The organism is Mycoplasma sp. 4013 (genome assembly GCF_054353875.1).
The window spans coordinates 166273-185315 of sequence record NZ_JBTHHK010000001.1; the positions used below are offsets into that span (position 1 = coordinate 166273).

Below are 19043 nucleotides of genomic sequence, written 5' to 3' on the forward strand. Positions count from 1 at the left end.
GTGTGACTTTTTTAAATTTGGTATAATTTGAAAATGTTACATTTAACAGTCAAATATACAGAGAGGATTGATAAATATATAGCAAATAATTCTAATATTTCTCGAAATGATATAAAAGAATTGATTGCACAAAAAGTAGTTTGAGTAGATGGAATTTTAGTAAATAAACCTAAATTTGTTGTTTCAGTTGGGCAAAACATAGAAATACAGAAAGTTTTAGATAAAGAAATTCATGTTCAACCTGAAAAAATGGATTTAAATATAATATATGATGATGAATATATATCAGTAATTAATAAACCTAGTGGACTTGTGGTGCATCCATCACCTGGACATACTAGTGGAACACTGGTAAACGGACTTTTGTATCATTTTAAAAACAATTTATCTAATGAAAATGGATTATTGCGTCCAGGGATAGTGCATCGAATTGATAAGGATACTAGTGGTTTATTAATAATTGCTAAAAATAATTTAGTACACCAGTTATTATCCGAGAAGTTTGCAAAACATCAAATAAATCGTAAATATTTAGCAATATGCGATGGGATAATAGAAGATAAAAAGTTACTTTTAAACCTACCAATAGGTCGTTCGAACATCGATAGACAAAGGATGACTATTACAAATATAAATTCCAAACCTGCTATAACTCATATTACAATGATTAAGAGTTTTTATATTGATTATTTACCTAAAACATTAGTTAAATGCGAATTAGAAACAGGCAGAACTCACCAAATCAGGGTTCATTTAAAACATATAGGAAATCCTGTTTATGGGGATCCTTTGTATGGTAAATCAGTTGATGATAAGGGTCAAAGACTGCATGCATATAAATTAGAATTTGAGCATCCGATAACCAAAAAATATCTAGAATTTTATAGCAAACCAGACTCAAAATTTGATGTAGCTAATTTAGATTTTGATGAATTTATTAAAATATATGAAGCAAAGAAAGGACAAAATGAAGAAGTATTATAACGAACAATTTGCTGATACACAGAGTCTTTGAGATAAATACAAAAACTATTTTAATATTTGAGTTTTTAGTTTTATCGGACTTTTATCTGTATTAACTGCTTTATATTTAGCACAAATTATATTTGTAGGTCTTAATTATAATTCTTATGTAGATTTATATCAAACAATCAATAAAACTGTTGAACCAAATGAACAAATAAAAGATATTCAAGGTGCTGCTACTTCTATATATAAACAAGATATTACAACTACATTTTTTTCATTAGTGTTTTCTGCTTCAACTATTATCTTTTTTGTAATGTCAGTTCAAAGGTCAACAAAAGAAAAAAATTATGGTTATTTATCTAATGGAGCATTGTTATTTAATTGATTAATTAGTTTATATAACATAATAACATTAGCAATTTTTTTATTTACTCCAAATAATTACAAGGGTTTACAAGGAAACCCTATTATATTATTTAAATTCATTGTATCAATAATTATTTTATTTATTTATGTGTTATTGTTTGTTTTGGTTCAAAGAGAAGTAAGTCGAATAAGAAAAACATTTATTATTATCTTACAAACTAAGGCATTAAAAGAATTTATGCAAAATGTAAGTCAAAACCAAAATAATAATCCCTTTGTTTCGCCTTTTGGATTTACTAATCAAAATCCACAGCAAACACAGCAACCACAAGAACCGAAACAACAAGAAAGCGAAGAATATAAAAAGCTTATTAGATTACCACTTAGCCAGCTTCATAAAATAGGAGAAAAATTAAATATTTTTGGTTATGCTGATATGGAAAAAGAAGAATTAATTCAAAAAATTATTGCTTATACAAAGAAAAATAAGACTACATAAATTTATATGTAGTTTTTTTCTTGCTTTTTATGCTTGTGTGAAAGTAAAAAAGCAAGAAAAACATAAAATTAAAAATAATTTGCTTTTTTATATTACTATACTATAATATTAATATATTACTATTAAGTAATATAAGGAGACAAATGAAAAAGTTTTTCTATTATGTATTTTTTATACATAAATTAATTTTGAAGAAAAAGAACACAATTATAGTACCCATTATATGGATTATAATTTCAATAATAAGTTCAATAGTATTTAGTCAACTAAATATAAATACAAAACAAAAAATGTTATCCTTTTATATAGTAATCTTTGTTGAATTATTAATTACAGTTTTCTTTTCAGCAATAAAAACTATTAATATATATAAAGATTTAGAAGAAGAAGGGATAGAATTACTTACTTTATCAAAATCTATTTCGAGAAAAAGCATTATATGAGCAAAAACATTTTCTAATATAGTTTTTGGACTATATTGAGCTGTTATAATTATGTTCTCTAATATATTTATTCTGGCAAGTTTAAAACTATTAGTAATTATGTGATATTTAATCTTTATAAGTCTTGCTACATTCTTTCTAGCATACATTTTATTTGGAACATTCACATCTTTGATTGCTTACAAAATCAACACAAAAGTCGCTATAACACTACCTATTTTGCTTTTTAGTCCGCTAGCAATAGGTGGAAGCATAATTGCTGCCAAAAGCACTTCAACAGCAAATAATTATGCATATTATTTAAATTTACCATATCAGAATCATTTATCAGGAAATAGAGTAAATGCAGAAAAATTCTATTTAAACAATGGATATGATAAATATTACATAGTTCCTAATGGATATGAGAGTTCAGAATTCAATAAAAATCAAAAAGAATTTCTTGATAAAGCTTTTGCTACTTCAAAAGCATCTGCTAGAGATTGACAAATATATTCATATTTAATTACACCTTATCAAATGCTGGATATATTTAATATTAATAATGCTAATATTTTTAATGCATTTTCAGATGAACAAGACAGCAATTTATCCAAATACTTGTTTTATAAAAACAAGGATTCTTATATCTATAATTATATTCTTTTACCTAAATCTAATCTAAAACAATATAGTGTAACTGATAAGTTAAAAAGCACATCTGAAGTTAAAAATCCTGATTCTCAAATTATTCAACCTGCTGTTATAGTAAATAAAAATGCATTTTTGGTGCCTACAGCACTTAAAAATCAAGCTATATTCAATAATTTAATTAATACCAATATTATTTATGCAAGAGATGGTGCTGATACTTTTAAGACTGAATTTCCGGAAGATAAATTTGTTTATAACTCTTCGCAAAATATTGTAGGTGAACTAAAGTGAAAATATATTAAGGAACTTTTATCAGATTTGGCATTTGATGATTATGCACAGAAATTTTATCAACAAGTGCTTAATAAAACACAAAATACACAGCAACTTGAAAGCAAGGATATCTACTTTAAATATCTTTCAGATGCATTAAATAGTGAAAATAGTCATTTATTAAGATTACAAACTCAGAGTGTTGTATTGGATCCAAGTTCTTTAAAAAACAAGTTAATAAAGAGTTTGACAGAAAAGAAAATTTATTTAGCAGTTGCATTGATTTATTATGGATATTTTTCTTATTTAGACACAAAACTTTTTGATGCAATTTTACATAATGATATTAATAATAATTATGATCCTGATACATATACAATTAATATAGATGGTTTTGACTACAATATAGGTGGATATTCTGATTATGTAGCAAAACAAGAAGTATCAGGTGATAAAAACAATTCAAAAATAATTATTCGCTATGATTTAAACAAATCTAACAATTATTTATTTACACCAGTTGAAGATGTTTATGAGCTAAGTCGAACAAATATAAAGGTAGTTGAAAAAAATATTTACTTTTTGATTTGAATTATTTTATCAGCAGCATTGGTATTAGTAAATAACAAATTATATTATCGTAAGGATTATAAATAATGAATATTCTAGAAGTTAGAAATTTAAGTAAATTTTATTCAAAAAAGAAGAATACTGGTATTTTTGATTTAAATTTTGATGTAAAAACCGGAAGTTTTCATGCTTTTATAGGAGAAAACGGAGCAGGGAAAACAACAACAATAAAAACTATTATTGGATCATATATAAATTATCAAGGAGATGTTTTAATAAATGGAATAAGCATTAAAAAACCAGATAGTAGACAAAGATTAGGATATGTTCCTGAAAACACTATATTCCCTAAAGAAATTACTACATTTGAATATTTAAAGTATTTAGGGATGTTAAATTTAAAACAAGCAACTGAAAAAGAAAAATTGTTACAAAAAATCGATCAGATGCTAGAAAACTTCGGTATTTTAGATCTAAAAAACAAAAAACCTTTTTATTTTTCATCAGGTCAAAAGAAAAAAGTTCTATTAATTCAAGCATTACTGAATGATCCAGAATTATTAATTTTAGATGAACCTGCTGCTAATTTAGACCCAACAGCACGATATCAATTATTCAAAATACTAAAAGAATTGCACCAAAACGGAACAACTATTTTTATAAGTTCGCATATATTGAGTGAAATTAAAAAATATGTAGATTCATTTACACTGATTCATCAAGGCAAAATTTTGTATTCTGGATCAAATGAAAATAATTTAGAAGAGGTTTTTTATGAAAAAGTGATTAAAAATTAGTCTAATAACATCAGCAAGTGTTTTGGGTGTAGCAGCGATATCACTTGTATCTGCTTTTGTTAGTATAAACTCTAACAAAAGCGAATTTATAAACTCGTATACAAATAAACAAGAAAGTAAAGTGGATTACAGAAATTATTTAGTAAAGCAAGTTCATCAAAATGATGATTTATTAACAATTGCTAATAGTTACTATTTTGATGAAAGCACAAGCGAGCAAGTTAAAAACGAATTTTATAATGAACAAAATTCAATAAACAATGGTTATTTATCAGATATATCATCTGCTTTAACATATGCACCTTTATTTATTTATGTAAATTCGAAAGATCGAAGTGAATTGACTGGTAAATATGCTAAAAAAGGTATAAATGTTTTAACAAAATTGTTAAATGAAAATTGGTTTTGGTATTTAAATAATATTAATAAATTCACTTTTATTTATAACCCATATGGTGAAAATTTCAAAGATGATCGTGATTATTTAAATAATCAAACAACAAATATAAAGGATTTGTTGTTTGAAAAGTTAATGATTAAAAACAAAGATGATGAAGTAAAAAATACTGATTCGCTTTTGTATAAAATAAATAAATTCAAAATTAAGAAAATTTATGAACAAAGATTCATTAATTTGATACCAGATGAATACAAAGAAGCAGCATCTGAGTTAAATAAATATATAGATACAAAAATATTATTTATAGAACTTACCGATGGCTCAATTATGACTGTTTTTGTATATAAAAAACAAGTCAATAACCAACCGCAAAAGCATATTTTTATATTACCTGAAATATTAACCACAAGAGTTTTAGGGACATTCAATGAAGTTTATGATGTATTTATCCAAAGTTGAAAAGATGCATATAAAAAATCACTTGATAGTTTATTTAATTACCAAAAAAAGATAATAGATGAAGATGAAAATAAAACAGATGCACAAATAAAAAAAGAAGTTTTTGCAAAATTTACAGACCAAAATTTTGCAAAATTATTCGAAAGAGAAAATTATTCAGAAATGCTACATCGAAGCATTTATGAATACAATCTAAACCACAAATATAATTATATTTCTCGTTTTAGTCTGGGAGACAGTGATGAAAGTTAAAAAAATATTTTTAAATTCATTATTTTTAGTTCCTTTGATATCTGTTTCTTGCACCAATTATTCACAAGGCGAAAAACTAAGTGCTTTGATATCAAACGAAGAAGATATAAGTTCAAATCCTTATGACATTAAACAAAAGAAAACAGATGCTATTATTAATGATATTTTAAATGATCTGTTTAAAGGTTCAGAGGTTAAAAAACTTGAATTTATAAATAACCAAAAGCAAAGTAAAGATGAAATTGAAAAGACTTTTTTGACTATGTCACAGGAATATAATAAATTATTACAAAAATATAAAGAACAGTTAAGTAATATAGAAGATGAAATAGATGATATCGAAACAGATTTAAAGGAACTAAAATTCACACCTAAAATAAACAGTAAACAAATAATTGAAAAAGAATCACAACTCGTAAATAAAATAAAACAATTATCTGATATAAGAGTTCATTTTAGAGATTTTGCGATAAAACAAAATGAAATATTCTCCCAAAATTGATATTATTTTTTCACAAATATAAACAAATTCGATTTTGAATTTATCGAATATGTCTATGATGGACTGCAAAATGGGAAAACAGCAAGTTCAGAATACAAAAAATCAATTGATTCAAAAATTTCATATCCACCATTTAGATTTTATGACAATTATTTAGATAATAAGATTCAAGGAATTGAAAGCGTAGAATTTCGAAATAGTGTTATCTATTATATTAGTAAAGGAAAGATGGTTTTCAGAATTTTAATAGAAAATCTAGATACTGAAAATCCTAAATTATCTATGAAAGCAATGAATTGATATTTTGGTAGTTCAAAAGCAAATACCATTTCACTTCCGTTAGTTTCATCAGTTGTTCACACATTATTTATACATCAATATCCTAATGCATATCCAGAATTTGAAGATGTAATGGTGAAAAAACAAAAATATGGTGAACCTGCATTTATGTTTGGAGTTTGAAAGAATGAAAAAATGAGTTAGAAAAACTATAAGTTTAGGATTATTTATTATGCCAGTGCTTGCTGCTATTTCTTGTTCTAAGCCACAGCAAAATGAAGTTAGTTTCTTAGTAAATAATTCTGTAAATGCAGAAAATGATAAATGAGATAACTTTATAAAAAACGGCTATATCCAAGAAATTTTACACAAATTGTATGATAATAATGAAGATATTCAAAAGTATATTAAAAAGCAAAAGAGTATTAATGCACAAGAGTATTTAACTTCTTTAAAAACTTGATTAAGATACTCAAATAATTTCATTTCTTCCTATGACAATGGTTCTTTTGACTATAAAACATTTAAGACTAAAAGAAATTTTACAACAGAAAAAGCAGAAGATGAAAAAAGGGTGTTGTTCGAAGAGAATTGATTGTTTTTGTTATTTAATTTAGATAAATTTAAATTTATGCAGTCACCAAATATCGCAACAGATGAATTTGTTAAAGCAGATGTTGTTGATGATGCAGAGACTAAACAAAAGATTTATAAAGATTATTTTATAGCAGATAATAATGAGATAATTGATTTTGTTGTGCAAAGATATAATTTTTATGAAATTGAAGAACCATTAGAACGAGAAATACCTAAAGAAAAGAAAGAAATAGTAGATGATAAGCAAGAAAATAAAGAGATTGTAGAAAAACCAAAAGAAGAAAATTATATTGAACCTAAAAAAGATGAAAAAACACAAAATCAAAGTTTGTTAGAGAAACTAAAGAACTCATTCAATGAACCAAAAACCCAAAAAACAGATGATGATGATAAAGAGAAAGATGAACAAAATGAAAATCAAAAAGATAATAATCAACTAGAGGAAGAAGAAAAAAAACAAAAAGAAGAAGAACTGAAAAAATCAGAAGACTCTAAAAAAATACAAGAATCCGATGAAAAAGATGAGGATATGGAGGGAGAAAATAGCAAAGCTTCTGATGTTGATGAAGATGACGATGAATGTGAGGATGAGGGTGAACTTAAATGCAATGATTTATCAAAAATCCCACCATCATTTTTCCCTAAGAAAAAATTATTTAGTATTGCAAATGATGTAAAAGTTTCTATAAAAAAACCAACATATCATTATGAAGAAAGAATATTTATGTTAACAAAACAAGGATATATCCTTTCTTTTGAAATAGAAACTACTGAAAAAGGTGGTAAAAAGACAATAACAAGAAAAAAATTAAGTGAATATATTTATACATATCCAAAATTGCTATTAAGTAAACAAAAATTAGAAGATTTTGATTTAAAAAAATATGTAAATAGCACAAGAATATGAGCAGATCCGAATGTTTCGCCATCACCTGCTACAAAAGTTGTTTTTGAAGAAGAATATGGTGGTAGAGAAATGAGATATACATTGATAAATACAGTGAAATAGTTTGTATTTTGTTCTTTATTGGTCCGTATTATTGAATATTTTATTATAATATTGGAGGTGAAATGGAAAACAATAAAGACATTATAACTACAACAATAAATCAAATCGAAAAGAAGTTTGGTAAAGAATCTATTATGCTTTTAGGAGATGTTCCTGAATTAGCAGTAGAAACATTCAGTAGTGGCAGCATAACACTAGATAATTTACTTGGTGGTGGTTATCCAAAAGGGCGTATCATAGAGATTTATGGACCTGAAAGTTGTGGTAAAACAACTTTATCATTACATGCAGTAGCAGAGATTCAAAGACAAGGTGGAGTTGCGGCATTTATCGATGCAGAACATTCAATAGATCCATTATTTGCTCAAAAAATAGGTGTAGATGTTAATAATTTAATACTATCGCAACCTGATAGTGGTGAGCAAGCACTAGAAATAGTCGATATTTTAGCAAAAACAGGTAATATTGATTTAATAATAGTCGATTCAGTAGCAGCATTAGTTCCAGAAGCAGAATTGAACGGAGAAATGACAGATCAACAAATTGGTGCTCAAGCCCGCTTAATGTCAAAGGCATTAAGAAAAATAACAGGAAATCTTAATAAAAATAAAACTACTATTATTTTTATTAATCAAATCCGCGAAAAAGTTGGGGTAATTTTTGGTAATCCAGAAACAACACCAGGTGGTCGTGCGTTGAAATTCTATTCAAGCATTCGTGTAGAAGTTCGTAAGGGACAACAAATTATTGAAGATAAAGAAGTTATAGGTGCTGAAATTAAATTTAAAGTTGTTAAAAACAAAATTGCACCACCATATCGTAGTGGACAAAGTGAATTTTACTTCGATAAAGGAATTGATAAAATTGGTGAAGTAATTGATATGGCGACTGAAAAAGATATACTTGATAAAAAGGGTGCTTGATATGGATATCAAGGACAAAATGTTGCTCAGGGTAAGAAAAACCTACGTGATTATTTATTAACACATTCTGATATATATGATGAAATCCTAAGTCAAGTTCAAGAATATAGTAAGCATTAGCCTTACTTATTTTTATAAACATTTATAATATATGTATTATGAGTATCAGAATCTTGTTTTTAGGTGATGTTTTTGGATTACCAGGTATTATAACTGTTGAAAAATATTTATATAAGATAAAAAAAGAACACAATATTGATTTTGTCATTGCACAAGGAGAAAATGTAACAGGACGTAAAGGTTTGTCGGTGGAAGATTATTATCGCTTAAAAAAAGCAGGAATTGATTGTTTTACAATGGGAAATCATGTTTGAGCTGATGAAAGTATATTGCAAATTATTAATAAAGCAGATATAGTGAGACCTTTTAATGTTAATTATGAATATGAGGGATTTGGATCAAAGGTTTTTAGTATAAATGGTTCAACATTAAGAGTTTCTTCTTTTATGGGAGTAAGTTTTAACGAACTGTTTAAGCCTTGACAGGAACAATATGCTAATTCATTTTTATTATCCTTTGATGAATTAACAAATAATTTCCAAAAAGCAGATTTTCATTTTATAGATTTTCATGCAGAAACAACAAGCGAAAAATATGTTTTTGGTTTGTATGTAGACGGAAAAGTTGATGCTATATGTGGGACACATACACATGTCCAAACAAACGATGCACATATTTTACCAAACGGAACAGTCTATATAACTGATGCCGGAATGGTAGGTCCTATTAATTCTGCTATTGGTGTAAATCCTGCTGAAATAATGGCTAAAATAAATGATGATGGAAGTAAAAAAGAAAAATTTGTTGTAAGTTCGAACAACACCCAAATAAATGGGGTTATTATTACATTATATAAAAATGGTATGAAAGAAAAGAAAAATAAAATAGAAACATTAAACATTCAAAATATTGATATTTATAAATAAAATACTTTTAAGTTATAATAAAGACTTAAAAGTATTTTAAACAGAACGAACAATTTTCTTAGAAAAAATAAAGTAAACTGTTAATGGTATAGCAATAACAACTAATGCCCCAGCAGATTGAATGTTTAGCAAACTTCCTCCAGCAGGGACTTGTCCAATTTGTCTAAATCAGATACCGACAGTTGCATCATTTGTTCCGCTAAGTATATAATTTGGTCATAAATAATCATTTCATACAGAAACAAAACTAAAAATAATCAAGAGAATATAGGTTTCTTTCATTTCTTTTCAATAAATTAAATATATTTTCTGTCATAATGTGAGATTATCAATTTTCATTGCTTTATAATATTTTTGTTTACTCTTTTCAAAATGGATAAGTAGATTATACATAAAAAAGTAAGAGAAAAATCCATTTGTAACAAGTGATAAAGGTGTTAAACTGTTTGTGATGTTCAGTTCATTAAGCACCTTATTTAATGATAAGTATATAGCAAATTCAGGGATGAAAGATAAAATAAGTATTATAAGTAAGATAACCTTCTTAGATCTTTTTCCGAGTTTTGAAATACCTATGACAAATAGTGTGTATGTTATCAAACGAATAGATAAAAGCATCAAGGAACTACTTAGAGAAAGTCCAACTGCTTTTCAAAAACGAATATCACTAAAGAAATTGAAATTAGAAAAATCAAACTTTCTCAATCTTATAGTAAATCTTTTATTAACCACATCATCGGTAGGCATTAAGGCAGAGACGATTAAAATATAAATCGGAAATAAGATGATAATGATTAAAATGACTATTAAAATAATAATTAATGCTTCCTTAAATGCTTTTTTATACATCTTTTGCTCCTTTATACTTTATAATAAGTTGAAAAGTCTTTTTGAATACAAATAAACCTAATCAGCTTATTATAAACAGAAACAGTAAGTATAAAATTACTAGTAAACTTGCTGCATATGCTTTGTTTGTATCTACTGATAATGTTCCTGCAAAAGGTTTAATTAATGAAAAAATATAACTTGTAAGTGTATGGGCCCCAGTTGGTACGATGCGTTCTTCAGGTATGATAGCACCAGGATACATTAAAAAAGAGAAAATTAAGTTTGTATATGTAACTAAAATAAAGTATTTTCGGAATTCAACATAATATAAATATTTAAGTCGATCTCAGAATCTAAGATTATCTATTTTAATTAATTTAGCATATTTAACATTAATGCGACTAAAAATAAAACCAAAAATAACGATATTAAAGGGCATTGATCGTCAAAGTTGAAACAGCGTCATATAAAATTTAATACTTAATAAGTTATTTCCGTAAAGAAAACTCCGTTTCGAGTTAAATATACCAAAAAACAAGTTCTCTTCACCAAACAGTAAGATAAAGGCTAATCCAACTGTATAACCAGAAATAAAAAATTGTGAATAAATTAACTTTAAAAAAAAGTTTCTAGTTCTTTTTAAAGTTAAAGAACTGATTAAATAAGAAACAATTATAGATAAAAATAAAGAGATAAATGTAGGTACAAAAAACAAAAAGGTGGAATTTTTCAATCCTGTCTGAAAGTCGTTATCTTCTATAACACGACGATAATTATCTCAACCATAAGAATAATAAATTTTCTTAGTTTTTGATGGAAAATTTATAAATGATTCATGAAATAAATTCACTACGGGGTAGATATAAAAGATGATTACAAGGATTAACAAAGGTAGAATATATAATAAAGCAAGTGAAACATTAGATAATTTAGTTTTGTTGATCGATAACTTCTTCATGTTTAAAACTCATTATTTTGTTTTCTGGTATATTTACATCTACTTTATCTAAAATATTCAATGTTGAATTTGTGTTTGAAACTACATATTCTTTGTCTTGATTTTGTATTGTATATATTGTTAGATCAGCAATATTTTCCTTTTGTCTAACAATTCATTCTGAATCAGTCGATAAGGAAATTTGAATATCTTTAGGTTTTACAAAATATTTATATATATCATCCTCTTTGATTAGATTTAATCTTGGTGAGCAAAAGAAGTGCGCTACAAAGTATGATGCAGGTTCTTCTAACACTTTATCTTTTGTATCGAATTGTTCTATTCTGCCATTATTCATTACCATTATATAATCACTAAGTTTTAAAGCATCATTTTGATCGTGAGTAACTAAAATAATTGATAAATTAAATTCTTTCTTGATTTTTAAAATTCATTCAATAGTTTTTTCTTTAATCTTAACATCGAGAGCTGAAAAGGGTTCATCCATAAGCATCAAAGTAGACTTTTTAATTATCGCTTTAGCAATTAATACACGCTGCTTTTGACCACCTGAGATATTTTGTGCTTTTTGCTTTAAAATTTGCTTTATTTCTACTTTATCAGCAATAAAATCTAGGTCTTTTTTGAAAAACTGCTTAAGTTTTGATTCTTTTTGTAAAACTTTAAATGCATTTTGGTTTTTAAACATATATTTAAAAAACAAAAAATGTCATATTGTATAGAATAATCATCTTTCTTTCTTTTCGTTTTTTGTTTCTTTATACTTATTAATAAGTTTTTGTAAAAAAGGTGATAAATAATATTTAGCATCAAAATTTTGTAAGAATTCTAACCTTTTTTCATGTCTTCAAACAAATGAGTTTTTTGCGCTTAGATAAATATTATGAAAAACACTTATTTCCTCATAAAGAAAGTTTTCTTGCAAAATATAACCTATTTGAGCAGTCTGCATATTGTTAAAAAGAGTGATTTCAGCACTTTTTGGTGTTTCAATTTTAGATAACAAATTTAATAAGGTAGTTTTGCCTGCTCCTGATGGCCCAACTATCGATATTATTTTATTTTCAGGAATATATAATTCTGGGATATTTAAAATTTCTTTTTTTTGTTTTACAAAAACAAGATTTTTTACACTTGCTATACCATTCATAAATAAATTTTACCAAATATACAAAAACAAAAATAAATATGACAATAACTATGAGTTTTTTATCATATTTAAAATGATTTGATATGCTTGTTCTCCTGTTATTATTTTTGGATTCTTTTTCAATGTAGAATCAAGAAGTAAAGAGCGAATTTTTTCGACAATAGCAGATGTTGTTTGGTCGATAGGAACTCAAAAAATATCTTCGCTTTTACTGTTTTCAAAGTTTTTTAATCCTTTGAAAGTTGTATCAGCTGCATATAAATAATTGCTTTCTGTGCTTAATTTATCAATTTGTTTTTGGATTTCATCGGAATTATTTGAATTAGTTTTAAGTTGATTTTTAAGTAACTTTAATTTATTAGTTAAAATAGTTTGTCTTTGAACATATCAATCTGATGCAGATTCAATTTGACTTTTTTGTGGGATTATATAACCAGTTTTTTGTGCTAATAAATCAGTAACCTTAATGTATTCACCATTATAATTTACATTTCCTTGATAAAGTCATTTTAAAAATAATAAAGTTGCATTATCTTGTTTTCCTCCATTATCAATTGAAATTGGGATTAAATTTGAGCCACCTTCGATGTATGTGGAAAATGCATCATTTGCTCTGTTTTTAGTAAGTTGCTCCTGTAAATAAATATCATCTCTTTGAGCTCATTTTTTATATTTTTCTTTATCATCTTTGCTTAAATAAAAAAATCTGGAAATTGGACTATCCATAGATTGCTCATAACCTACATTAGCTACAAAAGAAAAAATCGCTTTATAATCACGCAATGCTCATGAACCTCATTCATCCATTTGGTTTTCAAATTTTATGTCTTGAAAAACTGCATTATTTAAATACTCATTATGATTTAGAGCGACAAATTCATTAAATGTATCTATAAATGCCTTTTTTATGTTAGCATCTTCAAGATTGTATTTCACCTTTGAAAAGTCATATTTATCATTAGTTTTTTGAAGTTGCCAAATTCGCTTGCCCTGTAGTTTATTATTTAAAACTTTTAAAAATGCATCATCTCTTTCATCGATTGTGAAAATCGCTAAATCATCAATTTGATCGCTTGTTTCAACCTTTGATTTATCAAATTCTAATATACTTTTAAGCTTACGAGCAAGATCAAAAAGTGATTCTATCCCGTTAAATGTAGCATCATTAATTATATAACCTTTTAAATTGGTATCGTCTTTGATTTTTAAGTAGTTGATTAATGAATTACTTGGTATTTGGTTACCTAAATCCTTGTGCTGCAAAGCATATTGATATATTTTTGAATTTTCATCAATAGTTGCTCCAGCTTGTTTTAAAAATTCAAATGCTTTATTTAACAAATCGATATTTATAGAAAAACCATCTATATCAGTAACATCAAAAGGAAGATTATAAATACGAGTATTATTAATTTTTTCGCCAGCTAAATTAGTGTGAGTTGTAACAAGTTTGCTTGGAAAATAACTAACTGGTAACACACTTGAAACATCCAAAAGTTTATTATATGAATTAATTAAAAATGCACCTGCTTGGTTACCTAAAAAAATGTTTGCTAGCTTGCTATCATCGTTTTTGATATATTCTGCATTTTGAGCTGCTAATTTTAATTCTGAATTAGTTTTGGTGTCATTGCTAGTTAGTAGTTGCACAGGAAGAAAATTAGGTTGGTCTTTCATTTGTTGATTATACAAAGGAATAAGTTCCTTTAATCCCATAATCAAAGGAAAATAATCACCTTGTGATGTAGCAAAAAGAATTTTACTTTCTCTTTGTTTTTGTACATTTGAACAACTAATAGCAACTGCTGATGTTGCTAATGATGCGATTGATAAAAATCTCAGTAACTTTTTCATTATAACTCCTTATGGATTATTGCTATATTATAATGCAAAATCATAAATAAAAGAATTAGCAAAATAAAATTGCACATAGTGCAATCTTATTACTGATTTTTTGAAATAATTTGTAGAACTTCATCTAAAACTTGCTGTCCTGTTTTAAAAGATGGATTTTTGTTTAATGTTGAATTTATTAATGATTCCTTAATTACAGCATCGATTTTTGAGGTAGTTTCATTACCTGGTAAATCAAATAATTTTGCTACATCTGTATCGACAAATTCTTTTAAAGATGTGAACGATAATGCTCCTGAATGAAGGTGATGTGTCTCTGTTTTTAGTTCTTCAGTTTGATCATCTAAGGTTTTATTAGGTTGATTTTTGAGTTTTGCTTCATTAGCATCAATTTCATCCTTTAAGGTTTTTTCAGCATTTTCATAAAAACTGATTCCACGTTCTAAATCCTTATTTAAAGGTATAACATAAGCAGCTAATTGTGTCATTAAGTCACGGACATTAATTTCCTTATTATTTCAAGTAGTTTTTCCATTGTAAAGTCAATTAATAAACATAGTAGTTGCTTTATCTTCATCACCACCATTATCAATTGAAATAGGGACTAATGATGATCCACCCTCGATATAGGTTGCAAAATCATCGTCTGCCTTATTTTTTAAAACTTGTTGTTGTAAATAAACATCATCGCTTGAGGTTCACTTTGCTAACACATCAGCAGTTGGTTTATTAAAATATCTAATAGTCTTTGAATTAAATGTGTATTCATATGAAACAGAAGCAAAGATGCTGAAAATTACCTGATATTGACGCATATGTGAAGAACTTGATTCGCTTTTTCCTTCAAATTTAACATCTCTAAATAAAACATCATTAACATTTTTGTCATTTGATGCTTGTACAATAGTTAATTTGTTTTTAACAAATTCGTTAAAAACATCGATAAAATCAGCTTGCATCTTCTTATCTGTTGCTAAATTAAAAGTAATTTTACTTTGATCATATTGACCATTTGTGGAGTTTAGTTGTCAAAGTTTTTTACCTTTAAGTCTATTATTTAGCACTTTATAAAATTCATCTAATGTGTAATCGATTGAAAAGACTTGTAAAGGGATAATAGGTTTGTTGAATTTAGCAACCTTATCATTATCTATTTCAACTGAATCATAAAACTTGTGTGCTAGTTCAAAAAGCGATTCAACCCCTTGGAAAGTTTTAGAATTTATAGCGTAACCTTTTAATGAATCTGGTTTTATTTTTAAGAAATTTATTACTGATTCATCAGGGATGTGATTTCCTTTATCTTTATATTCATTTAAGGTATCAAAAAGTTTTCCATTTCGGTCGATATTTGCTCCTGCTTGTCGCATTAAGTCTAACATCTTATTCATTAAGTCAATGTTTAATATAAATCCGTTGGTATCTGAGACATCAAAAGGTAAGTTAAATAATTTGCTACCTAGTTTTTCTCCAACAACACTAGTATGATTTTCAAGTATTTTCTTAGGAAATAAAGAAATTGGAAGTTCTTTTGATGTATCAAGAAGTTTTTGATATTTATTGATAATATATGCAGTGGTTTTGCTACCTAAAAGCAAGTTAGCAAGTCTGGAATCGTTACTTTTAATATAATTTTCAGTTTGTGTAGCTAAACCAAATTCGCCATCTGCTTTTGTTATTTCCTTTGTTTGTAACTCTACAGGTAAAAACCCAGGTTGGTCTTTCATTTCTTTGTTATACAGAGGAATCATCTTTTCTAATGCATACATTAAAGGTCAAGAATTAGGTTGTGCAGTGGCAAAAACAATTTTCTTATCTTTTGCAGCATTGTTTGTTAGATATTCAGTTTGTTTTGTTTTACTTTGTGAGCAACTTGCTGCAAGAGCTACTGAAGCAAGGGAAATAATAGAAAAGAGTTTAGTATATTTTTTCATTTGTGTCCTTTTTATTAATACTAGTTAAAAGTTAAAATTTAAAATCATGTATACACATGATTTCGTATTATTAGTTTTCTTTACTGATTAAATCTAAAACATGGTTTAACACATCTGTTCCGTTTGCTTTAGTTGCATTTTTATCAAGGGTTGAATTAAGCAATTGTGTAGCGATGTATGCATTAATCTTTGTTGTTTTAGGATTACTTGGTAAGCTAAATAAATCTTCATTACCATCGTTAAATTCTTTTAATGAAGTGAATGATAATGCAGCTGAGTGTGTATAGTTAGCTTGTGATTTTAATGCTTCAGTTGCTTTTTGTAGGTTGGTTTTTTCTTCACCATCTGATAAAGTTTTTAGTTTTGTTTCATTTGCAGCAATTTGTGTATCTAAATCTGATTCCACATTGTTGTAAAAACTTACTCCACGAGTTAAATCTGTGTTTAATGGAATGATGTATGCAGAAAGTTCAGACATTAAATCACGAACATTAACCTCTTTATTATTTCATGTGGTTTTACCGTTATACAATCAGTTTAAAAACATCTTTGTAGCAGCATCTTCTTTACTACCAACAGCAACAGGGATTAAACTAGAACCACCTTCAAAATAGGTAGCATTAGTATCATCTGCTTTGTTTTTAGTAATTTGTTGTTGTAAGAAAACATCATCACGAGTTGTTCATTTCTTTGGAGCATCAGGGTTTTTAGCAGCAAAGAAATTGCGAGATGTTTGCGAATTAACTGATTGCTCAAGACCGACAGAAGCAACTATAGCAAAAATGGTTTGATATTGTCTCATATGTCATGATGCTCATTCATTTGAGTTATTTTCGAATTTTACATCTCTAAATAAGATAGGTTTAGACACATCTTTATCACCTACCTTGGTTTGAACTTGTATTGAATGGTTATCTACAAATTTGTTAAATACTTCAACAAATTTGTCTTTCATTGCTTGATCACTTGGTAAGTTGTATTTGATCTTAGACAAGTCAAATTGGTTATTTGTTGTAGGTTCAAGTTCTCAAAGTTTTTTATAATTTAAATCATTATTGATAAGTTTGTAAAACTCATCTTGTTGGTAGTCAATTGAAAAAGCTTGTAATGGAATAAGTTCGGTTGTTGCTGTAGCAACTTTAGCAGTATCAACTTCGACTGCTGAATAGAATTTTCTTGCAAATTCAAATAAACTTTCAACACCTTCAAAAGTTTTTTGATTAACTATATATCCTGTTAGTGATCCAGGTTTTGCTTTTAAGTAGTTAATTACTGATTCAGCAGGGATGTTATTTCCTTTGTCTTTGTTTGCAGCAAGTTTTTCAAAAACTTTACCTTCATTTACAACTGTAGCACCAGCTGCTTTCATTAGTTCTAATGCTTTGTTTAATAAGTCGATGTTAATACTAAATCCATTAGTATCAGAAACATCAAAAGGAAGGTTATAAATTTTTCCACCTGATGTATCTTCACCAACTAAGTTGTTGTGATTCTTTAAGATTTTAGTTGGAAACAAATTGTTAGGTAAAGTATCAGAAACATCTAAAATCTTACCATATGAATTAATTTGATATGCAGTGGTTTTGTTACCTAAGAGTAAGTTAGCAAGTTTTGCATCATTAGTTCTGATATAATTTTCAGCTTGTGTTCCAAGTTCATATTCACTTTTTGCTTTAGTTTCATCAGCTGTCTCTAAAACAACAGGTAAATATCCTGCTTGATCTTTCATTGTTTGATTATATAAAGGCACAAGTTGCTTAAGAGCAATCATTAAAGGGTATACCTTTCCTTGTGCAGTTGCTAGACGAACAGTATTATCAGAAGCAGCTTTGTCGGTTGGATATTGAGCTGTTTCTGCGCCTGTTCCTGGTGTTTTCTTTTGCTGCGAAGTTCCACAACTAGCAGCAATTAGTGTAGTTAAGCTTGAAGTACCAAAAAGTACTGAAAGAAGCTTATACTTTCTTGTCATTGAATCTCCTTTTATATTATTTTTAATGTTTGCTAATATTTTACTACTTTTTCACACAAATTCATTTATATAATATAAATAAATATAAAATATGTAAGAGAAGAATAATTATTCTTTCGATAAATTACAAATTAAAAATCAAAAAAAAATAAAAAAATAATTTTGCTTTTTTATTTTACTGCTATAATATCTAAGCGACTTTTAAAAAAAGTTCAAAAAAAAGTTCTTTGAAAACTAGATATAAAACATGACAGTCAATTTTTTCGAGAGTTTGATCCTGGCTCAGGATGAACGCTGGCTGTGTGCCTAATACATGCATGTCGAGCGAAGTTATTTATAACTTAGCGGCGAATGGGTGAGTAACACGTACTTAACGTACCTTTTAGATTA

Annotated in this window: 15 protein-coding genes and 1 rRNA gene; 10 read left to right on the top strand and 6 right to left on the bottom strand. The window is 27.0% G+C overall.

Features of this window, described 5'->3' with window-relative positions:
• Positions 1–33: 33 nt before the first annotated feature.
• The 9 genes from ACXYRO_RS00675 (at position 34) to ACXYRO_RS00715 (ending at position 9957) form a co-directional block, all read left to right on the top strand.
• On the top strand, positions 34–984 hold the full coding sequence (locus ACXYRO_RS00675; protein ID WP_458614011.1) for an RluA family pseudouridine synthase: 951 nt from the start codon (positions 34–36) through the stop codon (positions 982–984).
• On the top strand, positions 968–1834 hold the full coding sequence (locus ACXYRO_RS00680) for a hypothetical protein (protein ID WP_458614012.1): 867 nt from the start codon (positions 968–970) through the stop codon (positions 1832–1834). The genes ACXYRO_RS00675 and ACXYRO_RS00680 overlap by 17 nt, the downstream gene beginning before the upstream one ends.
• A gap of 290 nt (positions 1835–2124) precedes the next feature.
• A complete protein-coding gene (locus tag ACXYRO_RS00685; protein ID WP_458614013.1) occupies positions 2125–3840 on the top strand; it encodes an ABC-2 transporter permease in 1716 nt (571 codons plus the stop codon).
• Positions 3840–4550, top strand: coding sequence for an ABC transporter ATP-binding protein (locus tag ACXYRO_RS00690; RefSeq protein WP_458597711.1), 711 nt, complete (start codon positions 3840–3842; stop codon positions 4548–4550). The genes ACXYRO_RS00685 and ACXYRO_RS00690 overlap by 1 nt, the downstream gene beginning before the upstream one ends.
• Entirely contained in the window at positions 4528–5661 is a 1134-nt protein-coding gene (locus tag ACXYRO_RS00695) for an aromatic motif membrane protein (RefSeq protein WP_458607518.1), read from the top strand. Before ACXYRO_RS00690 ends, ACXYRO_RS00695 begins: the two co-directional genes overlap by 23 nt.
• On the top strand, positions 5651–6646 hold the full coding sequence (locus ACXYRO_RS00700) for an aromatic motif membrane protein (protein WP_458597707.1): 996 nt from the start codon (positions 5651–5653) through the stop codon (positions 6644–6646). Before ACXYRO_RS00695 ends, ACXYRO_RS00700 begins: the two co-directional genes overlap by 11 nt.
• Entirely contained in the window at positions 6630–8048 is a 1419-nt protein-coding gene (locus ACXYRO_RS00705; protein WP_458614014.1) for an aromatic motif membrane protein, read from the top strand. Before ACXYRO_RS00700 ends, ACXYRO_RS00705 begins: the two co-directional genes overlap by 17 nt.
• A gap of 62 nt (positions 8049–8110) precedes the next feature.
• Positions 8111–9091, top strand: coding sequence for a recombinase RecA (recA, locus tag ACXYRO_RS00710; protein ID WP_458597703.1), 981 nt, complete (start codon positions 8111–8113; stop codon positions 9089–9091).
• 38 nt (positions 9092–9129) lie between these two features.
• Entirely contained in the window at positions 9130–9957 is an 828-nt protein-coding gene (locus ACXYRO_RS00715; RefSeq protein WP_458597701.1) for a TIGR00282 family metallophosphoesterase, read from the top strand.
• 36 nt (positions 9958–9993) lie between these two features.
• Here the strand turns inward: ACXYRO_RS00715 and ACXYRO_RS00720 are convergent, their stop codons facing one another.
• From ACXYRO_RS00720 to ACXYRO_RS00745, 6 genes are all read right to left on the bottom strand, one after another.
• A complete protein-coding gene (locus tag ACXYRO_RS00720; protein ID WP_458597699.1) occupies positions 9994–10806 on the bottom strand; it encodes an ABC transporter permease subunit in 813 nt (270 codons plus the stop codon).
• Complete coding sequence (locus tag ACXYRO_RS00725) at positions 10799–11746, bottom strand: hypothetical protein (protein WP_458607521.1); 948 nt, start codon at positions 11744–11746, stop codon at positions 10799–10801. The genes ACXYRO_RS00720 and ACXYRO_RS00725 overlap by 8 nt, the downstream gene beginning before the upstream one ends.
• A complete protein-coding gene (locus ACXYRO_RS00730; protein WP_458597695.1) occupies positions 11718–12896 on the bottom strand; it encodes an ATP-binding cassette domain-containing protein in 1179 nt (392 codons plus the stop codon). The genes ACXYRO_RS00725 and ACXYRO_RS00730 overlap by 29 nt, the downstream gene beginning before the upstream one ends.
• A 48-nt stretch (positions 12897–12944) precedes the next feature.
• Positions 12945–14750: a P68 family surface lipoprotein gene (locus tag ACXYRO_RS00735; RefSeq protein WP_458614015.1), complete on the bottom strand. Its 1806-nt coding sequence runs from the start codon at positions 14748–14750 to the stop codon at positions 12945–12947.
• Between the two features lie 89 nt (positions 14751–14839).
• Positions 14840–16684, bottom strand: a complete 1845-nt coding sequence (locus ACXYRO_RS00740; RefSeq protein ID WP_458614016.1) for a P68 family surface lipoprotein — start codon at positions 16682–16684, stop codon at positions 14840–14842.
• Between the two features lie 70 nt (positions 16685–16754).
• Complete coding sequence (locus tag ACXYRO_RS00745; protein ID WP_458614017.1) at positions 16755–18653, bottom strand: P68 family surface lipoprotein; 1899 nt, start codon at positions 18651–18653, stop codon at positions 16755–16757.
• Positions 18654–18912: 259 nt separating this feature from the next.
• Here ACXYRO_RS00745 and ACXYRO_RS00750 point away from each other — a divergent pair.
• Positions 18913–19043, top strand: a 16S ribosomal RNA gene (locus tag ACXYRO_RS00750); the annotation flags it as partial.